A 24930-nucleotide genomic window follows, 5' to 3' on the forward strand; every position below is an offset into this window, starting at 1 on the left:
AAATTGTTTACATTTGCGCATTATTTTATGGTAAATAATAAAAGTATATAAGTTTATCTGATTTATTATGCAACACAAGGTTATTGATGTTAATGATGTTGTGATAAGATTCGCCGGTGATTCCGGTGACGGTATGCAGCTGACAGGAACATTGTTTGCGGATACCTCCGCTTTATTGGGAAACCAGTTGTCTACTTTCCCGGATTATCCAGCGGAAATCAGGGCTCCTCACGGCACCATATCCGGAGTCTCGGGTTTTCAAGTTCACATAGGGCATACGGAGGTAACGACTCCGGGAGACTATTGCGACGTATTGGTCGCTATGAATCCGGCAGCCTTGAAGGCAAATGTAAAATGGTGCAAACCGACTTCGACTATCATCATCGATTCAGATACTTTCAATGAGGAAGGCCTTTCCCGTGCCGGTTACAAGACCGATGATCCTGTCGCAGAACTCGGAATAGGGGACAGGAATCTGGTATTCTCGCCGATTACCACGCTCACGAAGGAAAGCCTCAAGGACAGCGGGATGGACAACAAGGCGATTCTGAAATGCAAGAACATGTTCACCCTCGGAATGTGCTGCTTCCTTTTCGGACGTCCTCTCGAATTCATAGACAAGTATCTTGAACGCAAATTCGCAAAGAAACCGGCGTTGATAGAGCCGAACAAGAAAGTCCTTTTCGACGGCTACAATTACGCTTCCAACATACAGGCCATACCTAATACATACGTAATAGCTCCGGCCGAATACAAGAAAGGCACTTACAGGAACATTACAGGCAACCAGGCTACCGCATGGGGACTGATTGCTGCATCCGAGAAATCCGGCAGGCATCTTTTCTGCGGCTCGTATCCTATCACTCCTGCAACTGCCATCCTCGAAGAGCTTGCCATACATAAGAATCTCGGGGTGAAGACACTCCAGGCCGAGGACGAGATTGCCGGCATCTGTACGGCTATCGGTGCTGCCTATGCAGGCGACCTTGCGGTTACTACGACCTCGGGTCCGGGACTTTCGCTCAAGTCGGAGGCCCTCGGCCTTGCCATGATAACCGAATTGCCTCTTGTGATTGTCGACGTGCAGCGCAGCGGCCCTTCAACCGGCATACCTACGAAGACAGAGCAGACCGACCTCAATCAGGCCTTGTACGGAAGGAACGGCGAATGTCCGATAGCCATAGTTGCGGCGCATTCCCCTTCCAACTGTTTCGATGCTGCATTCAACGCGGCAAAACTTGCGCTTGAGCACATGATGCCTGTCATATTGCTTTCCGAAGGTTTTCTCGGAAACGGTTCCGAGCCGTGGCGCATACCTTCCATGAAGGATTATCCTGAAATCAAGCCGCCTATCATCGATTCATGCGAAGGCGCTTTCAAACCATTCGAGCGTGACCCGGAGACGTTTGTGCGCAAATGGGCGCTTCCTGGTACGAAAGGACTCGAACACAGGGTCGGCGGACTTGAAAAGAACCATGACGGCGTGATTTCCTCGGATCCTCTCGTGCATGAGATGATGGTACGCGAAAGGGCTGAGAAAGTCGCCAAGGTGGCGGACTTCATACCTGAGCAGTCCATAATAGGAGAAAAGACGGGAGAAGTGCTCGTCGTAGGCTGGGGCGGAACATTCGGCCATCTTTATTCGGCTGTACATGAGCTCCAGATGGAAGGCAAGAGTGTGAGCCTTGCGCATTTCGACTACATAAACCCTCTTCCACGCAATACCGAAGAGGTCCTTGGCGGATTCAGGAAAATAATAGTCTGCGAGCTCAACAGCGGACATTTTGCCGCATATCTGAGGAACAAGTTCCCTCAGTTCGAATACAGCCAGTACAATAAGGTGCAGGGGCAGCCTTTCATCGTAGCCGATGTAGTGGCGGCCATAAGGGCAATCATGTAAAAACCGTTTTGGAAATATTTAGTTATGGAAAAATATACTGTACAAGATTTTAAGAGCAATCAGGAAGTGAGATGGTGCCCTGGTTGCGGGGATCATGCAGTCCTTGCCTCTATCCAGAGGGCCCTTCCTGAAGTAAGCGAGGCGCTCGGGTACTCAAAGGAAAGATATGTGTTCGTATCCGGAATAGGATGTTCCTCACGTCTTCCTTATTATATGAACACTTACGGTTTCCACAGCATACATGGCAGGGCGACTGCCATTTCTACAGGAATCAAGGTCGCAAACCCTACACTGACTGTTTGGCAGGCTACCGGTGACGGAGACGCCCTTGCAATCGGCGGAAACCATTTCATCCATGCCATAAGAAGGAACATCGATATCAATATCATATTGTTTAACAATAGGATATATGGTCTTACGAAAGGCCAGTATTCGCCTACTTCGAAGTTGGGCGCAATTACCAAGACCTCTCCTTACGGTACCGTGGAGCATCCGTTCAACCCGGGCTCTCTCGTGCTCGGCGCGAAAGGTACGTTTTTTGCACGTAGCCTCGACGTTGAAATAAAACTGTCATCCGACATAATGTTGAGGGCTGCACGCCACGACGGGACGTCAGTCATTGAAATGCTGGTCAATTGCGTGATTTTCAACGACGGTGCGCATAAGGAGATTTCCGACAAGGAATGGAGGGCGGACAGGACTATCGTTCTTCAGGACGGTGAGAAGATGATTTTCGGAAAGAACCGCGACAAGGGTCTTGTCATGGAAGGGCACAGGCTCAAGGTCGTCACTATCGGTGAGAACGGCATTACCGAAGATGACATACTTACCCACGATTCCCATGCGGACAACCTCGGGTTGCAGATGATGCTGGCGGATATGAAGTATCCGGAGTATCCTGTGGCTCTCGGTGTAATCCGCGATGTAAAGGACATTACCTACGATGATGCGGTACGCGACCAGTTGGCTGAGGTGGAAGCCAAGGCCAAGGTCCATTGCGTGGATGACCTGCTGCATAGTGGTTCTACCTGGGTTGTCGAGTAGTTTTAAAAGGGATTTTTTAGTTTATTAAAAACACTTTAAATAATTTAAAGAGATGAAAACATCAGAAATTATGGCTAAGCTTCAGGCGAAGTACGGCCAGGAAAAAGAGTACCTTCAGGCAGTTCAAGAGGTTCTCGAGTCTATCGAGGATGTTTACAACCAGCATCCTGAATTTGAAAAGGCAAAAATCGTAGAGCGTCTCGTGGAGCCTGACCGTATCTTCACTTTCCGTGTAACTTGGATTGACGACAAAGGCGAAGTGCAGACTAACCTCGGTTACCGTGTGCAGTTCAATAGCGCCATCGGCCCTTACAAAGGCGGTCTTCGTTTCCACAAAGCGGTTACTCCTTCAATGTTGAAATTCCTCGGTTTCGAGCAGACTTTCAAAAACGCTTTGACTACTCTTCCTATGGGTGGTGCGAAAGGTGGTTCCGATTTCGATCCTGTCGGAAAATCAGATGCTGAAATCATGCGTTTCTGCCAGGCTTTCATGCTTGAACTCTGGAAATGCATCGGTCCTGACCAGGATATTCCTGCCGGTGACGTAGGTGTCGGCGGACGTGAAATCGGCTTCCTCTATGGAATGTACAAGAAGCTCGCACGTGAGTACAATACCGGTGTCCTCACTGGTAAAGGCGCTACTTGGGGCGGTTCAATCCTTCGTCCTGAAGCAACCGGTTTCGGTGCCCTCTATTTCACTCAGCACCTTCTCCACAAAGCCGGAAAGAACATTGAAGGCAAGAGGGTAGCACTTTCAGGCTTCGGTAACGTTGCATGGGGTGCCGCTACGAAGGCTAAACAGCTCGGTGCCAAGGTTATCGCTATCTCCGGTCCGGACGGCGTTTGCGAAATTCCTGACGGTATTACCGATGAGATGATTGACTATATGCTTGTTATGCGTGCTTCCAACAGGAACAAGGTTGAAGACATGGCTGTGAAATTCCCGGCTTTGGCTAAATTCACCCCTGGCAAGAAGTCATGGAGCGTTAAATGCGACATCGCTCTCCCTTGCGCATTCCAGAACGAGCTTAACGGTGATGATGCAAAAGAACTTATCGCTAACGGTACATGGTGCTGCTGCGAAGTTTCGAACATGGGATGTACTCCTGAGGCAATCCACACCTTCCAGTCGAACGGTATCCTCTTCGCTCCTGGCAAGGCAGTGAATGCGGGTGGTGTTGCCACTTCAGGCCTTGAAATGACCCAGAATGCTTCACACATCAGCTGGTCTGCACAGGAAGTTGACGATAAGCTCCACTTCATCATGCAGAGCATACATGAGGCATGCGTTAAATACGGTACCCAGCCTGACGGTCATATCGACTATGTCAAAGGTGCCAACATCGCCGGCTTCATGAAAGTCGCTACAGCTATGCTTGAGCAAGGAATCATCTAATCAGAAGCTGATAGAAATTTTGGAGACTGCGCCCACGTGGTGCGGTCTCTTTTTTTATTGAATATCGGATTTTATTGAATGTCGGACTCGACATGTACCGGTCCGTCCCATATGGCCTTGGCCATCCGGATCAGGACGGAATTGTCTCCGGACGATATGAGGGTCAGAGAGCCGGTTTTTCTTCTTTCCGCGTTTTTATCTCTTCTTCCCGCTTGCAGCACTTCAAGCGTGTGTTTTGCCACGGCCGGGGCGGGGTTGATGATTTTCGCGTTAGGTGCGCATTTTTTTATGACTTCTTCGAGGAACGGGTAGTGGGTGCATCCCAGGACTATGCGGTCTGCTCCCATTTCAGTCATGGGGCCTACGCATTCCTTTACGGCTGCGGCCGCCTCGTCATAGCCTGTCCTTCCGTTTTCAACGAGTTCTACCAGGCCTTTTCCCACCCTCTCTATCACTGTTACGCCTTTGGCATATTTTACCGAAGTGTTTTTGTAAAGCTCGCCTTTGAAGGTGCCGGCGGTGGCCAATACTCCGATGATCTTGCTCTCCGATTCGAGGGCGGCGGGCTTGATTGCCGGTTCCATCCCGATGAACGGGATTGTGAATTTTTTCCGCAGGAAATCGATTGCCGCCGCCGTGGCAGTGTTGCAGGCTACCACGACGATGTCGGCACCTTTCCCAATAAGCAGTCCGGATATGCGGAGGGCCCTTTCCCTTATTTCCCCGACAGGTTTTTCCCCGTATGGACAGTTGGCATTGTCCGAATAATATATGTAATCTTCGTCAGGGGCTATTTTGACGAGCTCCTTAAAAACTGAAAGTCCGCCGACTCCGGAGTCAAATAATGCTATCATGTCTTGCAAGCGGGAAAATGCGGCAAAAAGTGTTTAAAAATCGCACTAATTACGAAAATTGTTATTCAAGTTGTAAAAAAAATGATTACATTTGCGGATATTGTTTAAATGGTATTGTGTGTCCAAATGTAACAATACATGGAATGCAATTAGGATGCCAAACTTTTTAACAGGAATATAAATAATTGATTATAAAACCGTAGTATTATTGTTTAATTTAAAGATCAACGTATGAAAAAAATCAGACTTTTTTTCACGGCCGTTATGGTGATGTTGTGCTCGGGAGTAGTTTTCGCGCAGAACATTACGATTACGGGTGTCGTGACCGACGAGGATACCGGCGCACCGGTGTCTTTTGCTTCGGTTATCGTTAAAGGCACCACTAACGGTGTCAGCGCGGACATCGACGGTAATTATTCCATTTCGGCTCCGAGTGATGCCGTACTCCAGTTCAGCTTCATGGGGTATGAGACTATTGAAATCCCTGTTAACGGACAGGCTATCATCAATGTATCCTTGGCAGCAGATGCTGAGATACTGGAGGATGCGATTGTCGTAGGTTACGGTACTGCGAAGAAGATAAGCAGTGTCGTAGGTTCGGCATCTTCGGTTTCCGGATCGAAGTTGGCTGACAGGCCTGCCGCGAATGCCGCCGATGCACTCCAGGGTATGGTCGCAGGTATGCAGGTGCTTTCAAGTACCGGTGAGCCTATGTCTACCGTATCCATGCGTATCCGTGGTGTCAACTCCATCAACTCTTCGAACACTCCGTTGTTCATCCTTGATGGTACGCCGGTTTCATCTGAGGTCTTCCTTTCATTGAGTGCCAACGATATAGAAAGTACAGTCGTTTTGAAGGACGCTTCTTCCACAGCTATTTACGGTTCACGTGCGGCCAACGGTGTCGTTTACATTACGACCAAGAAGGGAGTCCGTTCCGAAAAGGCTACTGTCCAGCTCCGTGCGCAGTACGGTATATCTTCGGTAGCGCAGTCGAAGTTGAAGATGCTCAATACAAACCAGTGGTTCAGTTATTTGCAGCAGGTAATGCCTGACCAGTATGCGCAGCCTGCTATGCAGGGTCATCTCGAAAGAGCGAATATGTATGGTATCAATACCAACTGGCAGGACTATTTCTTCAATGACGCAGCTCCTACCTGGAGCGTGGATTTGAATGTATCCGGTGCGACAGACAGGACCGACTACTTCATATCTGCTTCCGTTTTCGATCAGGAAGGTACCTTGAGGTATTCCGACATGAGCAGGTATTCCCTCCGTTCCAATATCAACGTCAAGGCTAATGATTGGTTGAAACTGGGTGCCAATATGCAGTTGACCTATCAGATGGCAAGGACTAACGGTACTTCCTTCCAGGGAGGTGGCGGATATTCGCTTACAAACCCTATGGGTGCGGCGTTGTCTACCGTTCCATGGATTTCTCCGTACAAGCTTGTCGAAGAAGCGGACGGTTCTTGGCATTGGGGCGAGGAACTCGACCAGTATCCGGAAAACAATCAGTGGAGTACTTATTATCTGAACTCTATTCAGCCAAGTACCAATAACTATGCACGTCTGAACGGTAATACCTATTTGGAACTCACTCCGTTGAAAGGTCTCGTGCTGAGGGCTGTACAGGCTGTCGAAGCATACGACTACAGGTATTCATACAGAGTATATCCTGAAGGTCCGTTTGAAACAGGCGGTAATGCGAACGAGCAGTTCACAAGGTATTATCAGTTTACACTGTCAAATACTATAGAGTATAAGTTCAGCGTAGCTCAGGATCACCATTTCAATCTGTTGGTAGGTCAGGAGTCTATTATGAGATCATCTGAAGGCTTTGCTGTAGGCGTAAGCGGTATCACGGATGTAAGGCAGAACAACCTTTCCGACGGTGTGGCTCCGTTCTCTGCTCCTTCATGGGCTAAGACTGATGCTGTTTATAACTCATTCTTCGGACGTGTATCTTATGATTATGCTGACAAGTATTATTTGGATGCGACTGTCCGCGGTGACGGTAGCTCGCTCTTCGGACAATCCGGTAAATGGGGCATATTCTATTCCGTAGGTGCCATGTGGAATATTTCACGTGAAAACTTCATGGCCGGTGCAGGCTGGATAGATGATTTCCGTTTGAAAGCAAGCTGGGGAACGACAGGTAACTCAGGACTTCCTTCCGACTATCTTTCCATCGGTACTGTCGGTAGCGGTTCGTCATACAATGGCGAGGTTTCATGGGGTATTGGAAACGTGAACAATCCTAACCTGACATGGGAGATCGTACGTTCTTTCAATATAGGTCTTTCCGCACGTCTCTTCGACTTCTGGAATGTAAGTGTCGAATTCTATGACAAGTATACGACCAATATGTTGATGGAAATCCCTTATTCCTATACTACCGGTCACAGTGCAGGCTGGGGTAACATCGGAGAAATGCAGAATACCGGTGTCGATATCGATTTGAGTTTCGACATATTCAGAAACAAAGACTGGTATATCAACTTGTCGACCAACTTCAACTACAACCATAACGAAATTACGAAGCTCTTCGCTACACGTGATTCTTATGACCTTCCTGATTACTTGCAGTCATACAGGGTCGGACATGCGTACGGTGAATTCTGGATGCCTCTTTCGGCAGGCATAGACCCTCGTGACGGATATCAGATGTGGTATGATCTCGATGGTAACAAGACAAAAGTCTTCTCTGAGGCTTATTCGAATTATACCGGTAAGAACAGGTATGCTCCGGTTGCCGGCGGTATTCAGTTCTACTTGCAGTGGAAGAACCTCGGTTTCTCCATGGATTGGGCTTATGTCGTAGGAAAATATATGGTTAACAACGACCGCTTTTTCTTCGACAATCCGTCTCAGATGCTCCCGAGCTACAACGTCTCTACAAACGTTTACAAGATGTGGACTCCTAAGAATCCGAACGGAACCCTTCCTCGCTTCGAAGCTACAAGGTATTTCGATACCCTTTTGCTTGAGGACGCTTCTTTCATCCGTTTGAAGAATGTCCAGATTACATATACCTTCCCTGAAAAACTTATCCAGAAATCCGGTTTCATACAGGGATTCAGGATTTATTTAACGGGACGTAACCTTCTCACCTTTACTAAGTACTCCGGTTGGGACCCTGAAGTCGATAGCAATATCAGTGCCCAGAACTATCCTAACTCAAGACAAATCGTAGCTGGTGTTGAATTTACATTCTAATCATCTAAAGAATAGGAAAATGAAGAAAATTTTTATATCATTGATTGCAATAGCGGTATTGGTGAGCTGCGACATGAACAAGCAGCCATACAGTTCAATATCGCCGGACAATGCTCTTTCTTCGATGTTGGATGCATCGAAACTGAGAAATTTCATATATGCCAATTTCAGGGGTCTTACATCCGGTGGCTATGTGTACAGCGGTGAAATCCAGGCGGATTTCTTCAATGCTTCGCTTGAATACGGTAATAACGGCGGTGACCTTCACAGGTGGAATTTCTCCAATAACCTCGGTACTGCGTTATCATTCTGGTCTTCTGCTTATTCTGTGTCTGCAAATGACAATTTCTTTATAGAAAAGATCAATAGCTATATGGCAGCGCAGAGGAAAGACGGTACACTTAGTTCAGAGGACAGCACGACCCTTATGAGGTATAAGGGAGAGGCTTTCTTCTCACGTGCGTATGCGTATTTCTTCTTGGCTCAGTATGTATGTAAAGACTATGATCCGGCGACTGCCGCAAACGAATACGGTTTGCCGATAGTACTTACGTACAATCCTACAAGTGACGAGACAAAATACCCTGCACGCGAAAGCCTGCAAGCGACTTTTGAAAGGATTAATGCTGACCTTGACAGTGCTGAACTCTATATAGATACTGAAGCAGCAGGCGACGGTGAAATTTATTTCACTAAAGATGTTGTTGCAGCTTTCAGGGCACGTGTCGCTTTGTATATGGATGATTACAAGGCTGCTATAGAGTATGCCAAACCTCTTGTGGATATGAGCCGTGAAGGTTCCCGCTATGCTCTGCTTACCGATACTGCTTCATTTAATGATTTGTGGCTGAATGATAGCGGCAAAGAGTGCATAATGCAGGTTTTTGCAAGCTTTAACGAATTGCCGTCCTCATCATCCTACAATTATGTTGCGTACAGTGTAGCCCAGCGTCTGTATAAGCCGTATTATATCCCTACTAAGAATGTAATTGACTTATATAGTGCGGATGATATCCGTTTCCTCTCATGGTTTATAAACGTTCCGGTTACCTATACCGGTGTTTCAGCCCCTGTTTACCTGTGTAACAAGTACCCTGGTAATCCTGATTTCTGGGTAGGAGAAACAAATTACTGTAACTCTCCGAAACCTTTCAGGATTGCTGAACAGTACCTTATTCTTGCAGAGGCATACGATAAAGACGGGAATGAGTCAGAGGCTGCATCCGTGCTCAACGCTCTGAAGAGTGCGCGTATACCTTCGCACAGGGAGACTCAATATAGTGGAGAGACCCTTGAACTCGAAATAAAGAATGAGCGAATCCGTGAGTTGTTTGCAGAAGGTTTCCGTCTTCCTGATTTGAAGCGTTATCATGAAGGTTTCAGCAGGGGTGAGGCACAGAACAATACTGTGATATTCCTGCCTGGCGGTTCAGATACGGAGGCCTTGTCAGTAGATGCCGATAACTATCGTTTCACGTGGCCTATTCCATACGAGGAAATCATAACCAATCCTCAGATAGCTTCACAGCAAAATGCTGGTTATTAATAGTTAGCATATCTAACTCATAACATTTTAAAATAACTTGTAATATGAAATATATTAAATTGTTTTTATTATTGGCAGCCGTAGGTTTGGTCTTTTCATGCCAGGAGACTACCAAGACATTCGAAGGGACTGCCAGTATAGGGTTCGATAGCGATACATCGTGGTTCTCTTTCCCGAGTACGTCGCATGATGTTAATTCTATTCCTATTACTTTTACCGGTTCTTCCAATTTGTGGCCGATTGAGGTAAAGGTAGAGGTAGTCACCGACTATGACGGGGATGGATATCCAGCTGTTGAAAATGAGGACTTTCTCATAACTACGACTGATTTGATTTTCGGTGAACCGTCGGATTATGCAGATTCCGTTGCCGTAAATCCGAATTATTCTACTACAGTAACGAAGTATATCGAGTTCACATATCCTGATTCCGTACTGGTTAGCAGGGAGGAAATCCGTGTTAAGCTGAGGATTGTTTCTTATTCCCACAGTGATGAGATACAATTGTCCAAGGAGACCACAGTGGTTTCAACTGCTATCTCGGACATCGAGCGCTTGGTAGGCGTATATGAGATGACGGGTGAATTGTACACCATGAAGGTTGACGAGAGGGAAGTCCCGGGAGAGAATCCGGATGACGATCCTGTTATAATTCGTGATACTTCTTACGTGCAGACAGGTACGACTTCTTATCCTGTTACCATATCGATAAGCGAGGCCGGCTCATCTCTTATCGTAAGGGGACTCTTTAACGAGGAGTACGATCCTGTAATGGATACAACTTCGCAGGCACGTCCTGATCAGGGCTTCGTTACACAGTTCCGTATAGATTTCGTTCAGAGTGATGACGCATACCGCGAACTTTACCTTGATTTGGGATGGACAAATGGTCTTGACGATATGACAAGGAATTATACCTGCTGTCTGGAAGTCGTTTCTCCGGATAACAAGTTTGTCGACGGTCCGGTATCGGCATTCTACGATTCGTCTTATTCCCGTATCGTTTTCGGTCCGGAAGTCACTGATAATTTCTTGACCCTGTACTATTATGCAGATTCCGAGAATATAGCAAGGCCATATAAGGAGACTTGCTTCCTGAAGAATGCAAAATTGCAGAGAGCGGAATAAAAAGAATTTATAATCATAGTGAAAGGGGTGGGAAGTATATCTTTCCGCCCCTTTTATTAAAAAAAAACTGGCAGAGTGTTGTTTGTTTGATTTTAATTCTTAACTTTGCCTTGTTTTATGAATAGTAGCGAATGATTCATAAATATTATAGTACAGTTATTAATTAAATTTATTAGGAGGTTTTTTAAATGAAAAAACTTTATTTGATTTTGGCGGCACTTGTCGGCTTGGCTTTTGTCTCTTGTCAAAAGTCTGTCGATATTACTGTGGATCCGTCGACTCTCGAGTTCACAGCCGAGGGTGGTGAAGGTACTTTCATGGTAAATGGTGCAGTAGGTGGTGGTATAACTGCCGAATCCAGCAATCCGGAGTGGTGTACTACTGAAATTTCAGGTACAAGGGTTACTGTAAAGGTTTTGCCTACAGGCAGTGAGGAATCCCGTACAGCGACGATAACTGTTGGCTATAGGAGTGCCACTCGTACAGTCACAGTGACACAGTCGGCTTTGTCTGTTGACTTTTCCGGTTTGAAGACAGAAGTAACTGCTTCTTACGCAGGCGGTAATGTATCTCTCGGTACGGTCGTTGCAAATGCGAAGGTAAATGTTGAAATACCTAGTGAAGTAACCTGGATCAATACTCCTACCGTGTCTGAAAGCGGTGAGGTTACAGTCAAAGTAGAGGCGAATATGGAAAGTGAGGAACGTAACTGTGTTCTTGGCGTTTCTGTTGCCGGTTCCGAACCTAAGCAGGTTAATTTGACACAGGAAGGAGTTAACTTTGCCTTGAAAATCGCGATGGAAGAAGGTGAAGCTTCATGGGGTAACGAAAAGAACGTGGATGTTCTCTTGACAAGAATCGGTGATGTGGCTGATTACAGATTCCTCGTATTGGAAGATGGCAACTACACAGATGAGCAGATAATCAGCGCATTGTTGCAGGAAGGCAATGCCTATACAAGTGAGAATACGTCCCATGGTGAAAATGGAGCTCCTGATACGTTGACATTCTCCCTTCCAGGCGGTCTTACCTATGTAGCTTTCGCTATTCCTTTCGACTCTGAAAACAACAGGGGTGATTTGGTTGATGCATCTATTTCTTTGAATGAGAACAGCCCAGGTGCAAGGTATAACAACTGGATTGGTGACTGGGAATTGGTACACAGGGCTTATAATGAAGAATACACTGTTATTTCAGGCATCAAGGATACGATTTCAATCGCTGCCAATGAGCAGGGTTACACTTACTACATCTTAGGATATGAAGGCGTATTCCTTGGTAGCTCAGAAGACGAATCAGCAAAATCTCCGATGGCTATGGACGGTGCATTCAACTCATCGACCGACGAAATCGCTTTCATGGGCGGTCGGCTTGAACCGGGTGTCCTCCTTACTTACCAGGATGGTAGGCAAGAAAACGGATATGCTATTCCAATCATGTTGTCTGATGACCCTACTCCTGACGGACAGTTCAGTGCTTATTTCTTGGATGCTGAAATAGCTATTATGACTGCGGCATGGAAAGACGGTGCAACCGATATCTTCATTTCTCCAGTAGGTCTGAATACTCAGGAACAGGGTGCAAACTTTGTGGGCCCTGGTATAATTCTCTATCTGATGAGTGAAGATATGACAACTCAGCTGGGAACTCTGTCAGCCGGAACCGATTGGTGGTTGTTCGACTTTGAAATGACAAAGATTTCTGATACGCCATCATTAGGTGTTGCAATGAATGTCGCTGCTACAACTAAATACGGTGCTTCCGACAAGACTTCTGTAGGCGCTCCTAAGTTCTACACAGAGGCTAACCTCAATGCATCCAACGAAATCAAGTCGATAAAGGCAAGATAATTTGTTGATACGTACGATTTAATCGAAGCCGCCTGACAGGGCGGCTTCTTTTTTATTTTATGGCCTGCGGGGTGGTTTTTGTCTTAAATTTTGTATTTTTGTAGGTCATAATATGTTTTTCTATGAAAGCTGATGTTATTTTAGGATTGCAGTGGGGCGACGAAGGCAAGGGAAAGATTGTGGATTTGCTTGCTTCGCGTTATCCTGTCGTGGCCCGTTTCCAGGGAGGGCCGAATGCGGGACATTCTATACATTTCGGTGGTAAAAGCTATGTGCTCAGGTCGATTCCTTCGGGGATTTTCAGAGAAGGGGCGCTTAATATCATAGGTAACGGGGTTGTGCTCGATCCTATAACTTTCCGTCAGGAATGCGAGGCTTTGATTGCGGATGGCGTTCCGGTGAAGGACAGGATTTATATTTCGAGGAAGGCACATCTGATCCTTCCTACCCACAGGATACTTGATGCGGCCTCGGAAGCTGCCAAGGGCAAGGCAAAAATAGGTTCTACGCTCAAGGGCATAGGCCCGGCATATATGGACAAGACAGGTAGGAACGGCATGCGTGTCGGGGACACTGAGGCTGCGGATTTCATGGACAGGCTTTCAGTGCTGAGGCAGCGGCATTTCTCCGTCCTGCGCCAGTATGACTATGAATATGACCCCGATGCGGATTTGAAAGAGTGGCTTTCTGCCGTGGAGTATATGAGGGGCTTCAAGTTCATAGACAGCGAATATTTTGCAAATGAAGTGCTTGCTTCCGGAAAGGCAATGCTTTGCGAGGGGGCCCAGGGGACGATGCTCGACATAGATTTCGGCTCGTATCCGTTCGTGACCTCTTCGTCTACCGTTTGTGCAGGTGCCTGCATAGGCCTCGGATTGCCGCCTCATAGTATAGGCGAAGTATACGGAATCTTCAAGGCATATTGTACCAGGGTCGGCAGCGGACCTTTCCCTACGGAACTGTTCGATGCCACCGGGGAAGAGATAAGGAAGAAGGGTTTTGAATTCGGGGCGGTGACGAAACGTCCGCGCCGTACAGGCTGGCTGGATTTGGTCGCCTTGAAGTATGCCGTCATGATAGACGGTGTTACGGCTTTGGCCATGATGAAATCGGACGTACTTGCTGGTTTCGACAAAGTGAAGGTCGCTGTGGCGTACAAGGTCGACGGGAAGACAGTTTCGCATGTACCTTATGATACATACGCAGAAGTGGAACCCGTATATGAGGAGTTCGACGGTTGGGGAGACCTTACGGAAGCCCGTTCCTATGAAGAACTTCCGGTCTCGTTCAGAAAATATGTCGAGTTCATAGAGTCCCGGACGAATGTCCCTGTGAAGATTCTTTCAGTAGGGCCTGACAGAAGCCAGACAATCATCCGGTAGTAAATGTCTTTGCTTGAAAAAATAAATTCTCCGGAGGATCTCAGAAAATTGAAGGTCGAGGAGCTTCCTGTCCTGTGCAAGGAAATCAGGGAGTATCTTGTCGCGTGCTGTGCGGTTAATCCGGGGCATCTCGGGTCGAGTCTCGGCGCCGTTGAAATCGCCGTGGCTGTCCATTATGTATATGATACTCCTAAGGACAAGCTTATCTGGGACGTGGGGCATCAGGCCTATGCGCATAAGTTATTGACCGGAAGGAGGGAGGCCTTTGTAAATAACCGGAAGCTGGGAGGTCTGAGCGGATTCCCGAAAATGTCCGAAAGCGTTTATGACTCTTTCGGTACGGGGCATTCGTCCACTTCGATTTCAGCCGCGCTGGGTTTTTCCCTGGCGGCCTCGATGAGGGGTACGGGAGAAAAATGCGTGGCGGTAATCGGCGACGGGGCGATGACCGGAGGGCTTGCGTTCGAAGGTCTGAACAATGCCGGGGCATCCGATGCGGACCTGCTTGTCATACTCAACGACAACGGCATTTCCATAGACAGGAACAGCGGAGCCCTGAGCAATCATTTGCTGAAGATTACCACGAGCCAGACCTATAACCGCCTGAAGAAGAATGTCTGGGATATCGTGGGGGCGACTTCCCTGCGCCGTTCGATCCAGCGTTTTGTGAAGAACCTGCGGCACGCTTTCATCCAGACGCCTTCAGGACCGTTGTTTACTGCCTTGGGGTTCAGGTATTTCGGTCCGGTGGACGGCAATGATGTGATAAATCTTGTATCAGCGCTGAGGCGGTTGCGGAAGATGCACGGGCCGAGGATTCTGCATGTTGTCACGAAGAAGGGCAAAGGTTATTCGGCCGCGGAAGAGGACCAGGTGACATGGCACGCGCCGGGGATGTTCGATCCTTTGACAGGCAAAAGGCTCGGAGGGAATTCGTCAGTAAGCAGGTATCAGGATGTTTTCGGCGAGACTCTTCTCGAACTGGCCAGGAAAGACAAGAGGATTGTGGGGATTACTCCGGCAATGGCTTCCGGATGCGGAATGAATCTCCTGATGAAGGAGATGCCCGAGAGATGTTTCGATACAGGTATAGCAGAGGGGCATGCAGTCACGTTTTCCGCCGGTCTTGCTGCCGCCGGGATGCTTCCGTTCTGCAACATATATTCTTCATTCGCACAAAGGGCTTACGACAACATAGTCCATGACGTAGTCCTCCAGAATCTCAAGGTCGTTTTCTGTTTCGACAGAAGCGGCATCGTCGGGGAGGACGGCTCTACCCATCACGGGATGCTTGACATAGTTTCACTACGCTCTCTGCCGGGAATCACCATCTGCTCTCCGATGAACGAGGCCGAACTGCGCGACATGATGTATGCGGCGGCCTTCCAGCCATGGGGCCCTACTATTATAAGGTATCCCCGTGGCAAAGGTGAAGGTATTCCATGGAGGTCGATGCCGATGGAAGATATTGTGAGAGGAAAGGCCGTGAAAATCAGTGACGGCGATTCGATAGCCGTGCTCTCTTTGGGGCCGTTGGGCAATAGGGCGGTGGAAGCCATCGGAAAATACGTGTCCGAAGGCGGCGGGGCCGTCCTGCATTACAATATGCGTTTTGCCGCCCCGTTGGATACGGAGGCAGTCAGGCATGCGGCGAAATCCGCGGATGTAATCATAACGGTCGAGGACGGCAACGTGGAAGGAGGGCTTTACGGAGCCGTATCGGAATACATTGCATCGGAAGGCTATGGTGTCAAGGTCGTGCCTCTCGGCGTGAAGGGGGCGTTTATCCCGCAAGGGACTCAGGCTGAGCTGTACAGGCTGTGCGGCAATGATTCGGACGGTATCTATGAATGTCTGGTGTCCCATAAAAAAACGAAAAAATAATTATAATAATTTTGCAATTATAAAAATTAGTTTTACCTTTGCAATCCCATTTGGGGAGAAGGCCATAAGAGTGGCATATTTTTGAAATTTTGCCGGTGTAGCTCAGTTGGCCAGAGCAGCTGATTTGTAATCAGCTGGTCGGGGGTTCGAATCCCTCCACCGGCTCCAAATGTTTGATTTTTTGAAAGATTGGGGAGATACCAAAGTGGCCAACTGGGGCAGACTGTAAATCTGCTGGCGTATGCCTTCGTAAGTTCGAATCTTGCTCTCCCCACTTTTTTTTGTGTAACGCGGAAGTAGCTCAGTCGGTAGAGCATCAGCCTTCCAAGCTGAGGGTCGCGGGTTCGAATCTCGTCTTCCGCTCTAAATAAAAAAAAAAGGCCAGTGTAGCTCAGGGGTAGAGCGCTTCCTTGGTAAGGAAGAGGTCATGAGTTCAAATCTCATCACCGGCTCTATATTGCTTTTACGTATGCATATTTACTCAATAAAACAATAGAAAATTATGGCAAAAGAGACATTTAAAAGAGACAAACCGCATGTCAACATCGGTACCATCGGACACGTTGACCACGGTAAGACAACATTGACGGCTGCCATCACGACTGTATTGGCACGTCAGGGCCTTTCAGAGGTTCGTTCTTTCGATTCAATCGATAACGCTCCAGAGGAAAAAGAGCGTGGTATTACCATTAACACCGCTCACGTAGAATATCAGACAGCAAAACGTCACTATGCGCATGTGGACTGCCCGGGCCACGCCGACTATGTCAAGAACATGGTTACAGGTGCAGCTCAGATGGACGGTGCTATCCTTGTCGTTGCAGCTACCGACGGTCCTATGCCTCAGACCCGCGAGCACATCCTTCTCGCCCGTCAGGTGAACGTGCCTAAGATTGTCGTTTTCCTTAACAAATGCGACCTCGTGGATGATGAAGAAATGCTTGAACTCGTTGAAATGGAAGTTCGCGATCTTCTTTCATTCTATGATTTCGATGGCGAGAACGCTCCGGTTATCCGCGGTTCCGCTCTCGGCGCACTCAACGGCGACCCTGCTTACGAAGCAAAGGTTATGGAACTTATGGATGCTGTGGATGAATACATTCCGCTCCCTCCTCGTGACAACGAGAAACCGTTCCTTATGCCTATAGAGGACATCTTCTCCATCACCGGTCGTGGTACCGTGGCTACCGGTCGTATCGAAACCGGTATCGTTCGTACTGGTGACGAGGTTCAGATCGTAGGTCTTGGCGAAGAGCCTAAGAAATCTGTCGTTACAGGTGTCGAGATGTTCCGTAAGATACTTGACGAAGGTGAAGCCGGCGACAACGTAGGTCTTCTTCTCCGTGGTATCGACAAGAAGGAAATCAAGAGGGGACAGGTTATCGCTCATCCGGGCACCATTACTCCTCACACCCGCTTCCAGGCTGAGATTTATGTCCTGAAGAAAGAAGAGGGTGGACGTCATACTCCATTCCACAACAAATACCGTCCTCAGTTCTTCATCCGTACTCTGGACATCACCGGTGAGATTACTCTTCCGGAAGGAGTGGATATGGTTATGCCGGGCGATAACGTAACTATCACTGTTACCCTTATCTACCCAGTGGCTATCAACGAAGGTCTCCGTTTCGCTATCCGCGAAGGTGGACGTACGGTTGGTGCAGGCCAGGTTACCAAGATTCTTGAGTAATTTTGCATACACTGATTTGAGGGAGGTTCATAGTAGCCTCTCTCAAATTTAAATTAGTACAGGGACATAGTTCAAGGGTAGAATAGTGGTCTCCAAAACCATTGATGGGCGTTCGAATCGCTCTGTCCCTGCAAGAATATGCCTTAGGTTACGCTGAGGCCATGTTTAACAGGCAATTTCATCCGCTTCCAATTGGGATTGCCAATCAAATGTTGAAATGAGTAAGTTTACAAACTATTTTAAAGAGTCTTACAAGGAGTTGACCCAGAAAGTCACATGGCCTACATGGCAGAAGCTACAGAGTTCGGCCATCGTGGTGATGGTGGCATCCGTAATCTTCGCAGTGGTGATATTCTTGATGGATTATGCCTTCCAGAATATTCTTACTGCCATTTACTCGTTGTAACAATTAATTTTCCTTTAGCCTTATGAGCGAGAGTACGAAGAAATGGTATGTGGTGAGAACGGCAGGCGGAAAGGAGAAGAAGGCCAAGGAATATCTTGAAAAAGAGATTCAGCGCAGAGGCCTTCAGGACATGGTTCCACAGGTGCTGATTCCGACCGAGAAGGTTTACACGATGCGTAACGGCAAGCGTGTTGCGACGGAACGGATGTTTTATCCGGGTTATATTTTGGTTGAATGCCACATGACCGGTGAAATACAGCACATGATACGTAACGAGATTCCTAATGTCGCCGGTTTCCTTACGGAAGGCAAGGGCAAGGACAAAGAGCCGATGCCTCTCCGCGAATCGGAGGTAAACAGGATACTCGGACGTGTCGATGAGGTTTCAGAGTCCGACATAGAAACCGTCACTACGTTCGATATCGGTGAAGCCGTTAAGATAATCGACGGTCCTTTCAGCGGTTTCAACGCTACCGTGGATGAGATTCACGCAGACAGAAGGAAACTTAAGGTAATGGTAATGATTTTCGGACGTAAGACCTTGATAGAGTTGAACTTTTCTCAAGTCACAAAAGAATAGTTTTTGTTATGGCAAAAGAAGTTACCGGATTTATTAAATTGCAAATCAAAGGCGGTGCGGCAAATCCTTCACCTCCAGTGGGACCTGCTCTTGGTTCCAAGGGACTGAATATAATGGATTTCTGCAAACAGTTCAATGCCCGCACACAGGATAAGGCCGGAAAGGTCTTGCCGGTCGTTATTACTGTCTACAGTGACAAGTCATTTTCTTTCACTGTAAAGCAGCCGCCAGTAGCTGTCCAGTTGAAGGAAGCAGCTAAAATCAGTTCAGGATCGGCCGAGCCTAACCGTAAGAAAGTGGCTACGATTACCTGGGATCAGGTACGCGCAATCGCTCAGGACAAGCTTCCTGACATGAACGCTTTCACGGTTAAGTCTGCCATGAAGATGGTTGCCGGTACTGCAAGGAGCATGGGTATCAATATCGAAGGCGAATTCCCTTCCGATTTAAATTAATGCGGAGCAATGAGTAAGTTGACAAAAAACCAAAAGATTGCACTTGAAAAGTACGACAGTGCTAAACTTTATAATATGTCCGAGGCATGCAGGCTGGTAAAGGAACTTACCTATACCAAATTCGATGCTTCGGTCGAGATTGCCGTATCTTTGGGCGTGGATCCGCGCAAGGCAAACCAGATGGTTCGTGGCGTCGTGACCCTTCCTAACGGTACCGGAAAGGAGACTTCCGTTCTCGTGCTCTGTACTCCTGACAAAGAGAATGAAGCCAAGGAAGCCGGAGCCGATTATGTCGGACTCGATGAGTACATCGATAAGATCAAGGGCGGATGGACGGATGTCGATGTGATTATCTGTACCCCATCCGTGATGGCAAAGGTCGGTGCCATAGGACGTATCCTCGGCCCGAGAGGCCTGATGCCTAACCCTAAGACCGGTACCGTTACCATGGATGTCGCTTCAGCAGTCAGGGAAGTCAAGGCCGGAAAGATAGATTTCAAGGTAGACAAGACAGGTATTGTACACGCTGCCATTGGAAAGGTGTCTTTCACAGCCGAGCAGATTTTCCAGAATGCGCTGGAATTCCTCAACGTAATTGTAAAGCTTAAACCTCAGGCTTTGAAAGGAACATACATCAAATCCATCTCATTGTGTTCGACTATGAGCCCTGGTGTCAAAGTGGATGTTAAAACTTTCAGTGCTGCTGAATAAATAATTTCGGTCATGAGAAAAGAAGAAAAAGCACAAATTATTGATGTAATTGCAGCACAGCTTAAAGAAACTCCGAGTTTTTATATTACGGATATAGCCGGTTTGAATGCGGAGCAGACTACACGTCTCCGCCGTGCTTGCTTTGAAAAGGAAATCAAGCTTATGGTCGTGAAGAACACTTTGTTCCGCAAGGCCATAGAACGCAATGCCAACAAGGAAGTCGAGAGTCTGTATCCATTGCTGAAGGGATCGACCGCCATCATGTTCACTGTCAGCCCTAACGCCCCAGCAAAACTGATTAAGGAGCTCGGTGCGGATTTGGGCAAACCTGAGCTGAAAGGAGCGTATGTACAGGAATGCGCATACGTCGGCGCTTCAAACCTTCAGGTTCTGGTGGATATCAAGTCCCGCGAGGAACTCATCGGCGATATCGTCGGATTGCTCCAGTCTCCTGCACGCAATGTCATTTCGGCCCTTCAGTCGGCCGGCGGCAAGCTTGCTGGTATAGTTAAAACCCTTTCAGAAAGAGAATAAATAATTAAAAACAATTAAATAAGTAAAAATTATGGCAGATATTAAAGCATTGGCAGAGCAGTTGGTAGGACTGACTGTTAAAGAAGTTCAGGAATTGGCTCAGATTCTTAAAGAAGAGTATGGTATCGAGCCGGCAGCCGCTGCTGTTGCAGTTGCAGCTGGTCCGGCAGCAGCCGGAGCTGCTGCTGAGGCAGAGCAGACAGAGTTCGATGTAACTCTCGTTTCAGCCGGTACAGCCAAACTTCAGGTAGTTAAGGCCGTTAAAGAGATCACCGGTCTCGGCCTTAAGGAAGCAAAGGAACTTGTAGACCAGGCTCCGAATGCTAAGATTAAAGAGAAAATTTCCAAGGCTGACGCAGAATCTATCAAAGCTACTATCGAAGAGGCCGGTGGAGAAGTTGAGATTAAATAACTCTCTCCCCCTCTCGAAGGGAATGATTTCAGGATTAGGGCTTAAAGGGCTCTAATCCTTTTTGTCGTATTAAGTTTTTCTTTTCAATCAACGAATATATAATGTCGCAAAAGACTAATAATCAGCGTATCTCATTCGCGCGTTCAAAGTCGCTTCTGGATTATCCCGATTTTCTTGAAGTCCAGTTGAAGTCTTTTAAGGATTTCTTCCAGCTTGATACAACAGCAGAAAACAGGAAGAACGAGGGGCTTTACAAGGTATTCCAGGAGACCTTTCCAATTACCGATACGAGGAACAATTTCGTATTGGAGTTCATAGATTATTTTATCGATCCTCCACGCTATTCTATCGAAGAATGCTTGGACAGGGGCTTGACATACAGCGTTCCGTTAAAGGCAAAACTCAAGCTTTATTGCACGGATGCCGAGCACGAGGATTTCGATACCGAGATACAGGATGTCTATCTTGGGACAATCCCATACATGACTCCTGGAGGTACTTTTGTGATAAACGGTTCAGAACGTATCGTAGTATCGCAGTTGCACCGTTCTCCCGGCGTATTTTTCGGACAGAGCGTGCACGCGAACGGAACAAAGCTCTATTCAGCGAGGATTATTCCGTTCAAAGGTTCATGGATAGAATTCGCTACTGACATAAACAATGTCATGTATGCGTATATAGACAGGAAAAAGAAGTTGCCAGTAACAACGCTTTTGAGGGCAATCGGCTTCGAAAGCGATAAGGACATCATAAATATTTTCGGCCTTGCGGACGAGGTCGAGGCCACCCGCGAGAATCTTCAGAATTACATGGGTAAGAAACTAGCTGCCAGAGTGCTTACCACATGGAACGAGGATTTCGTGGATGAAGATACCGGAGAAGTGGTTTACATAGAAAGGACGAGGGTCGTTGTCGAGAGGGAGACTGAAATCGATGACGAGGTAATCGACGCCATTCTTGAGTCGGGAGTAAGCACTATCCTGATACACAGGGAAGATGCTAACGCCAACGAGTACGCCATCATCCACAATACACTCCAGAAGGATACCTGCAACACGGAGAAAGAGGCTATAAATTATACATACAAGCAATTGCGCAATTCGGAACCGCCTGACGAGGCTACCGCGCGCGATGTCATTGAAAAGCTTTTCTTCTCCGACAAGAGATACGATCTCGGCGAGGTCGGACGTTACCGTCTTAACAAAAAACTGAATCTGAAGACCCCTGACGATGTTCGTGTCCTTACCAAGGAAGACATCATAGAGATTATAAAATATCTCATACAGCTGATAAACTCAAAGGCCGTAGTAGACGATATCGACCATTTGAGCAACCGTCGTATCAGGACTGTCGGCGAGCAGCTCGCCAATCAGTTCAGCGTGGGCCTTTCGAGGATGGCGCGCACTATCAGGGAAAGGATGAACGTAAGGGACAATGAGGTTTTCGCACCTATAGACCTTATTAATGCGAAAGCCTTGTCTTCGGTTATCAATTCTTTCTTCGGTACCAGCCAGTTGTCCCAGTTCATGGACCAGACGAACCCGCTGGCCGAGATGACCCACAAACGTCGTCTTTCCGCCCTCGGTCCTGGAGGCCTTTCCCGTGACAGGGCAGGTTTCGAGGTCAGGGACGTCCATTATACCCATTATGGAAGGCTTTGTCCGATAGAGACTCCGGAAGGACCTAACATCGGTCTTATTTCATCCCTTTGCGTTTATGCCCGTATCAACGACCTCGGTTTTATTGAGACTCCTTACCGCAAGGTGGAGAACGGCGTTGTCGACCTTAGCGACAAGGGATACGTATACATGAGTGCGGAGGAGGAAGAGCACAAGAGGGTGGCTCTTGCCAATGTGGAGATAGACGACAAGGGAAATATCATTACAGAGCGAATCCAGTGTCGCGAAGAGGCTGATTTCCCTGTCGTGACAAAAGACGATGTGCAGCTGATGGATGTGGCACCTAACCAGATAGCATCCATAGCCGCTTCGCTTATACCGTTCCTTGAGCACGATGATGCCAACCGTGCGCTGATGGGTTCCAACATGATGCGCCAGGCAGTGCCTCTCGTGGCTCCTGAAGCCCCTATCGTAGGAACAGGGCTCGAAGCGCGCGTGTGCCGTGATTCACGTACCCAGGTCGTTGCCGAGCGCAGCGGCGAGGTAGTTTACGTGGATGCACGTGAAATCCATGTGAAATACGATTATACCGAAGAAGAGAGATTCGTAAGTTTTTCTCCTGAGGTCACTGTCTATAAATTGCCTATCTACAGGAAGACAAACCAGAGCACTTCAATTTTCCTGAAGCCTATCGTGCGTAAGGGAGACAGGGTGAAGGCCGGCGATATCATGACTGAGGGTTATGCTACCCGCAATGGAGAACTTGCCCTCGGACGTAACCTGAAGGTAGCTTTCATGCCTTGGAAAGGATACAACTTCGAGGATGCCATCGTGCTGTCCGAAAGAGTCATACGGGAAGATATCCTTACTTCCATACATGTCGATGAATATATAATGGAAGTCCGTGATACCAAGAGGGGTATGGAAGAACTGACTTCCGATATCCCGAACGTCAGCGAGGAGGCCACAAAGGAACTCGATGAAAACGGTATCATAAGAATCGGCGCGAATGTCGAGCCGGGAGACATCCTGATAGGTAAGACAACCCCTAAGGGCGAGAGCGACCCTTCACCTGAAGAAAAACTGCTCAGAGCCATATTCGGTGACAAGGCCGGCGATGTGAAGGACGCTTCATTGAAAGCTTCTCCGTCGCTCAGCGGTACTATCATCGACAAGGCCCTCTATTCGAAGGTTGCCGCCACCACGGACAAGGACAAGTCAAAGAAGGATGCGCGCAAGGATGCCAAGTTGAAGATAGAACTTGCAGAGGATGCCTTCAACAGGAAAGTCGCAATGTTGCGCGAGAAATTCATAGGCAAACTGAGCGCCCTGCTGGCTGGAAAGACTACCAATGCGATTTCGGACCTTTACGGAGTGGAGCTTTTGCCTGCCGGAGCTAAGGTGGAGGACGAGTTTTTATATACAATCAATTATGAAAACATCGATCCTACCGGATGGACTACAGACGGACATTGCAACGAGCTCATAAAGACTCTTATAAACAATTATGTCATATCATACAAGGAATATGACGCCGAACTCAAGAGGCAGAAATACAATATTACAATAGGCGACGAGCTTCCGACCGGAATCATGCAGCTTGCCAAGGTATATGTGGCGAAGAAACGCAAGATACGTGTCGGTGACAAGATGGCCGGCCGTCATGGAAACAAAGGTATAGTCGCGAAGATAGTACGTGACGAAGATATGCCTTTCCTTTCGGACGGTACCCCGGTAGATATCGTGCTCAATCCGTTGGGTGTGCCTTCACGTATGAACCTCGGACAGATTTACGAAACAGTCCTCGGATGGGCTGGAAAGGAACTCGGATTGAGGTTCAGTACCCCTATCTTCGACGGTGCAAGCCTTGAGGACATCTGCGAATATACCGAAAAGGCCGGTGTCCCGATGTACGGCAAGACCTATCTCAGGGACGGCGGTACGGGTGACTGGTTCGATCAGCCGGCGACTGTGGGCGTTATCTACATGATCAAGCTCGGCCACATGGTCGATGACAAGATGCATGCCCGTTCGATAGGTCCTTATTCGCTCATAACCCAGCAGCCTCTCGGAGGTAAGGCACAGTTCGGAGGACAGCGTTTCGGAGAAATGGAGGTATGGGCACTCGAAGCCTTCGGTGCCGCCCACACCTTGCAGGAGATACTTACCGTCAAGTCCGATGATGTGACAGGCCGTTCAAGGGCATACGAAGCGATAGTCAAAGGCGATCCTATGCCGGCTCCGGGAATCCCGGAATCGCTCAACGTATTGTTGCATGAGTTGCGCGGCCTCGGACTCAGTGTCAAACTTCAGTAATAACG

The 24930-nt window shown here is 47.8% G+C and carries 18 protein-coding genes and 5 tRNA genes; 22 read left to right on the top strand and 1 reads right to left on the bottom strand.

From position 1 onward, the window contains the following. Positions 1 to 67: 67 nt before the first annotated feature. The 3 genes from B5F83_RS03045 to gdhA are packed head-to-tail and all read left to right on the top strand — an operon-like array spanning position 68 to position 4340. Positions 68 to 1900 (top strand): 2-oxoacid:acceptor oxidoreductase subunit alpha, encoded by a 1833-nt coding sequence (locus tag B5F83_RS03045; RefSeq protein ID WP_087276742.1) that lies wholly within the window; start codon positions 68 to 70, stop codon positions 1898 to 1900. A 24-nt stretch (positions 1901 to 1924) separates the two neighbouring features. Beyond that, a complete protein-coding gene (locus tag B5F83_RS03050) occupies positions 1925 to 2944 on the top strand; it encodes a 2-oxoacid:ferredoxin oxidoreductase subunit beta (protein ID WP_087276739.1) in 1020 nt (339 codons plus the stop codon). Positions 2945 to 2996: 52 nt separating this feature from the next. After that, positions 2997 to 4340: an NADP-specific glutamate dehydrogenase gene (gene gdhA, locus B5F83_RS03055; protein WP_087276736.1), complete on the top strand. Its 1344-nt coding sequence runs from the start codon at positions 2997 to 2999 to the stop codon at positions 4338 to 4340. Positions 4341 to 4411: 71 nt separating this feature from the next. On the opposite strand, the gene murI is transcribed toward gdhA, so the two are convergent. After that, positions 4412 to 5194, bottom strand: a complete 783-nt coding sequence (murI, locus tag B5F83_RS03060) for a glutamate racemase (protein ID WP_087276733.1) — start codon at positions 5192 to 5194, stop codon at positions 4412 to 4414. Positions 5195 to 5425: 231 nt separating this feature from the next. Between murI and B5F83_RS03065 the strand changes: the two genes are divergently transcribed. From B5F83_RS03065 to rpoB, 19 genes are all read left to right on the top strand, one after another. Further along, complete coding sequence (locus B5F83_RS03065; protein WP_087276729.1) at positions 5426 to 8413, top strand: TonB-dependent receptor; 2988 nt, start codon at positions 5426 to 5428, stop codon at positions 8411 to 8413. Positions 8414 to 8432: 19 nt separating this feature from the next. After that, positions 8433 to 9959 carry a RagB/SusD family nutrient uptake outer membrane protein gene (locus B5F83_RS03070; protein ID WP_087276726.1) on the top strand — a complete coding sequence of 509 codons (1527 nt, stop codon included), beginning with the start codon at positions 8433 to 8435 and terminating at the stop codon, positions 9957 to 9959. Between the two features lie 44 nt (positions 9960 to 10003). Then, positions 10004 to 11086 (top strand): hypothetical protein, encoded by a 1083-nt coding sequence (locus B5F83_RS03075; protein WP_143822444.1) that lies wholly within the window; start codon positions 10004 to 10006, stop codon positions 11084 to 11086. Between the two features lie 188 nt (positions 11087 to 11274). Beyond that, entirely contained in the window at positions 11275 to 12936 is a 1662-nt protein-coding gene (locus B5F83_RS03080) for a BACON domain-containing carbohydrate-binding protein (RefSeq protein ID WP_087276720.1), read from the top strand. A 122-nt stretch (positions 12937 to 13058) separates the two neighbouring features. After that, positions 13059 to 14318 (top strand): adenylosuccinate synthase, encoded by a 1260-nt coding sequence (locus tag B5F83_RS03085; protein ID WP_087276716.1) that lies wholly within the window; start codon positions 13059 to 13061, stop codon positions 14316 to 14318. A 3-nt stretch (positions 14319 to 14321) separates the two neighbouring features. Then, positions 14322 to 16202, top strand: coding sequence for a 1-deoxy-D-xylulose-5-phosphate synthase (gene dxs, locus B5F83_RS03090; protein WP_087276713.1), 1881 nt, complete (start codon positions 14322 to 14324; stop codon positions 16200 to 16202). A gap of 91 nt (positions 16203 to 16293) precedes the next feature. Further along, positions 16294 to 16370 (top strand) — tRNA-Thr (locus B5F83_RS03095). A 23-nt stretch (positions 16371 to 16393) separates the two neighbouring features. After that, a tRNA-Tyr gene (locus B5F83_RS03100) sits at positions 16394 to 16476 on the top strand. Between the two features lie 16 nt (positions 16477 to 16492). Next, positions 16493 to 16565: transfer RNA gene (locus B5F83_RS03105), tRNA-Gly, on the top strand. Positions 16566 to 16582: 17 nt separating this feature from the next. After that, positions 16583 to 16654 (top strand) — tRNA-Thr (locus B5F83_RS03110). 50 nt (positions 16655 to 16704) lie between these two features. Then, positions 16705 to 17892: an elongation factor Tu gene (gene tuf / locus B5F83_RS03115; protein ID WP_087276710.1), complete on the top strand. Its 1188-nt coding sequence runs from the start codon at positions 16705 to 16707 to the stop codon at positions 17890 to 17892. A 60-nt stretch (positions 17893 to 17952) separates the two neighbouring features. Beyond that, positions 17953 to 18023 (top strand) — tRNA-Trp (locus B5F83_RS03120). Positions 18024 to 18109: 86 nt separating this feature from the next. Next, a complete protein-coding gene (gene secE / locus B5F83_RS03125; protein ID WP_087276707.1) occupies positions 18110 to 18298 on the top strand; it encodes a preprotein translocase subunit SecE in 189 nt (62 codons plus the stop codon). 22 nt (positions 18299 to 18320) lie between these two features. Then, positions 18321 to 18878, top strand: a complete 558-nt coding sequence (gene nusG, locus B5F83_RS03130) for a transcription termination/antitermination protein NusG (protein WP_087276704.1) — start codon at positions 18321 to 18323, stop codon at positions 18876 to 18878. 8 nt (positions 18879 to 18886) lie between these two features. Continuing rightward, positions 18887 to 19333, top strand: a complete 447-nt coding sequence (gene rplK / locus B5F83_RS03135) for a 50S ribosomal protein L11 (RefSeq protein WP_087276702.1) — start codon at positions 18887 to 18889, stop codon at positions 19331 to 19333. A 9-nt stretch (positions 19334 to 19342) separates the two neighbouring features. Then, entirely contained in the window at positions 19343 to 20044 is a 702-nt protein-coding gene (gene rplA / locus B5F83_RS03140) for a 50S ribosomal protein L1 (RefSeq protein ID WP_087276700.1), read from the top strand. A 12-nt stretch (positions 20045 to 20056) separates the two neighbouring features. Next, positions 20057 to 20578 (top strand): 50S ribosomal protein L10, encoded by a 522-nt coding sequence (rplJ, locus tag B5F83_RS03145; protein ID WP_087276696.1) that lies wholly within the window; start codon positions 20057 to 20059, stop codon positions 20576 to 20578. Between the two features lie 31 nt (positions 20579 to 20609). After that, the gene (gene rplL / locus B5F83_RS03150) at positions 20610 to 20990 is read left to right on the top strand and encodes a 50S ribosomal protein L7/L12 (RefSeq protein ID WP_087276693.1); all 381 of its coding nucleotides are present in this window, start codon (positions 20610 to 20612) and stop codon (positions 20988 to 20990) included. A 101-nt stretch (positions 20991 to 21091) separates the two neighbouring features. Continuing rightward, complete coding sequence (rpoB, locus tag B5F83_RS03155) at positions 21092 to 24925, top strand: DNA-directed RNA polymerase subunit beta (RefSeq protein ID WP_087276690.1); 3834 nt, start codon at positions 21092 to 21094, stop codon at positions 24923 to 24925. Positions 24926 to 24930: the final 5 nt, after the last annotated feature.

Origin of the sequence: Muribaculum sp. An289, assembly GCF_002159555.1 — a bacterium.
GTDB lineage: Bacteria > Bacteroidota > Bacteroidia > Bacteroidales > UBA932 > Merdivivens > Merdivivens faecigallinarum.

Bases quoted from the DNA above. Each gene is read 5' to 3' on its own strand.
- B5F83_RS03045 (WP_087276742.1), top strand. From the start codon at position 68: ATGCAACACAAGGTTATTGATGTTAATGATGTTGTGATAAGATTCGCC.
- B5F83_RS03050 (WP_087276739.1), top strand. From the start codon at position 1,925: ATGGAAAAATATACTGTACAAGATTTTAAGAGCAATCAGGAAGTGAGA.
- gdhA (WP_087276736.1), top strand. From the start codon at position 2,997: ATGAAAACATCAGAAATTATGGCTAAGCTTCAGGCGAAGTACGGCCAG.
- murI (WP_087276733.1), bottom strand. From the start codon at position 5,194: ATGATAGCATTATTTGACTCCGGAGTCGGCGGACTTTCAGTTTTTAAG.
- B5F83_RS03065 (WP_087276729.1), top strand. From the start codon at position 5,426: ATGAAAAAAATCAGACTTTTTTTCACGGCCGTTATGGTGATGTTGTGC.
- B5F83_RS03070 (WP_087276726.1), top strand. From the start codon at position 8,433: ATGAAGAAAATTTTTATATCATTGATTGCAATAGCGGTATTGGTGAGC.
- B5F83_RS03075 (WP_143822444.1), top strand. From the start codon at position 10,004: ATGAAATATATTAAATTGTTTTTATTATTGGCAGCCGTAGGTTTGGTC.
- B5F83_RS03080 (WP_087276720.1), top strand. From the start codon at position 11,275: ATGAAAAAACTTTATTTGATTTTGGCGGCACTTGTCGGCTTGGCTTTT.
- B5F83_RS03085 (WP_087276716.1), top strand. From the start codon at position 13,059: ATGAAAGCTGATGTTATTTTAGGATTGCAGTGGGGCGACGAAGGCAAG.
- dxs (WP_087276713.1), top strand. From the start codon at position 14,322: ATGTCTTTGCTTGAAAAAATAAATTCTCCGGAGGATCTCAGAAAATTG.
- tuf (WP_087276710.1), top strand. From the start codon at position 16,705: ATGGCAAAAGAGACATTTAAAAGAGACAAACCGCATGTCAACATCGGT.
- secE (WP_087276707.1), top strand. From the start codon at position 18,110: ATGAGTAAGTTTACAAACTATTTTAAAGAGTCTTACAAGGAGTTGACC.
- nusG (WP_087276704.1), top strand. From the start codon at position 18,321: ATGAGCGAGAGTACGAAGAAATGGTATGTGGTGAGAACGGCAGGCGGA.
- rplK (WP_087276702.1), top strand. From the start codon at position 18,887: ATGGCAAAAGAAGTTACCGGATTTATTAAATTGCAAATCAAAGGCGGT.
- rplA (WP_087276700.1), top strand. From the start codon at position 19,343: ATGAGTAAGTTGACAAAAAACCAAAAGATTGCACTTGAAAAGTACGAC.
- rplJ (WP_087276696.1), top strand. From the start codon at position 20,057: ATGAGAAAAGAAGAAAAAGCACAAATTATTGATGTAATTGCAGCACAG.
- rplL (WP_087276693.1), top strand. From the start codon at position 20,610: ATGGCAGATATTAAAGCATTGGCAGAGCAGTTGGTAGGACTGACTGTT.
- rpoB (WP_087276690.1), top strand. From the start codon at position 21,092: ATGTCGCAAAAGACTAATAATCAGCGTATCTCATTCGCGCGTTCAAAG.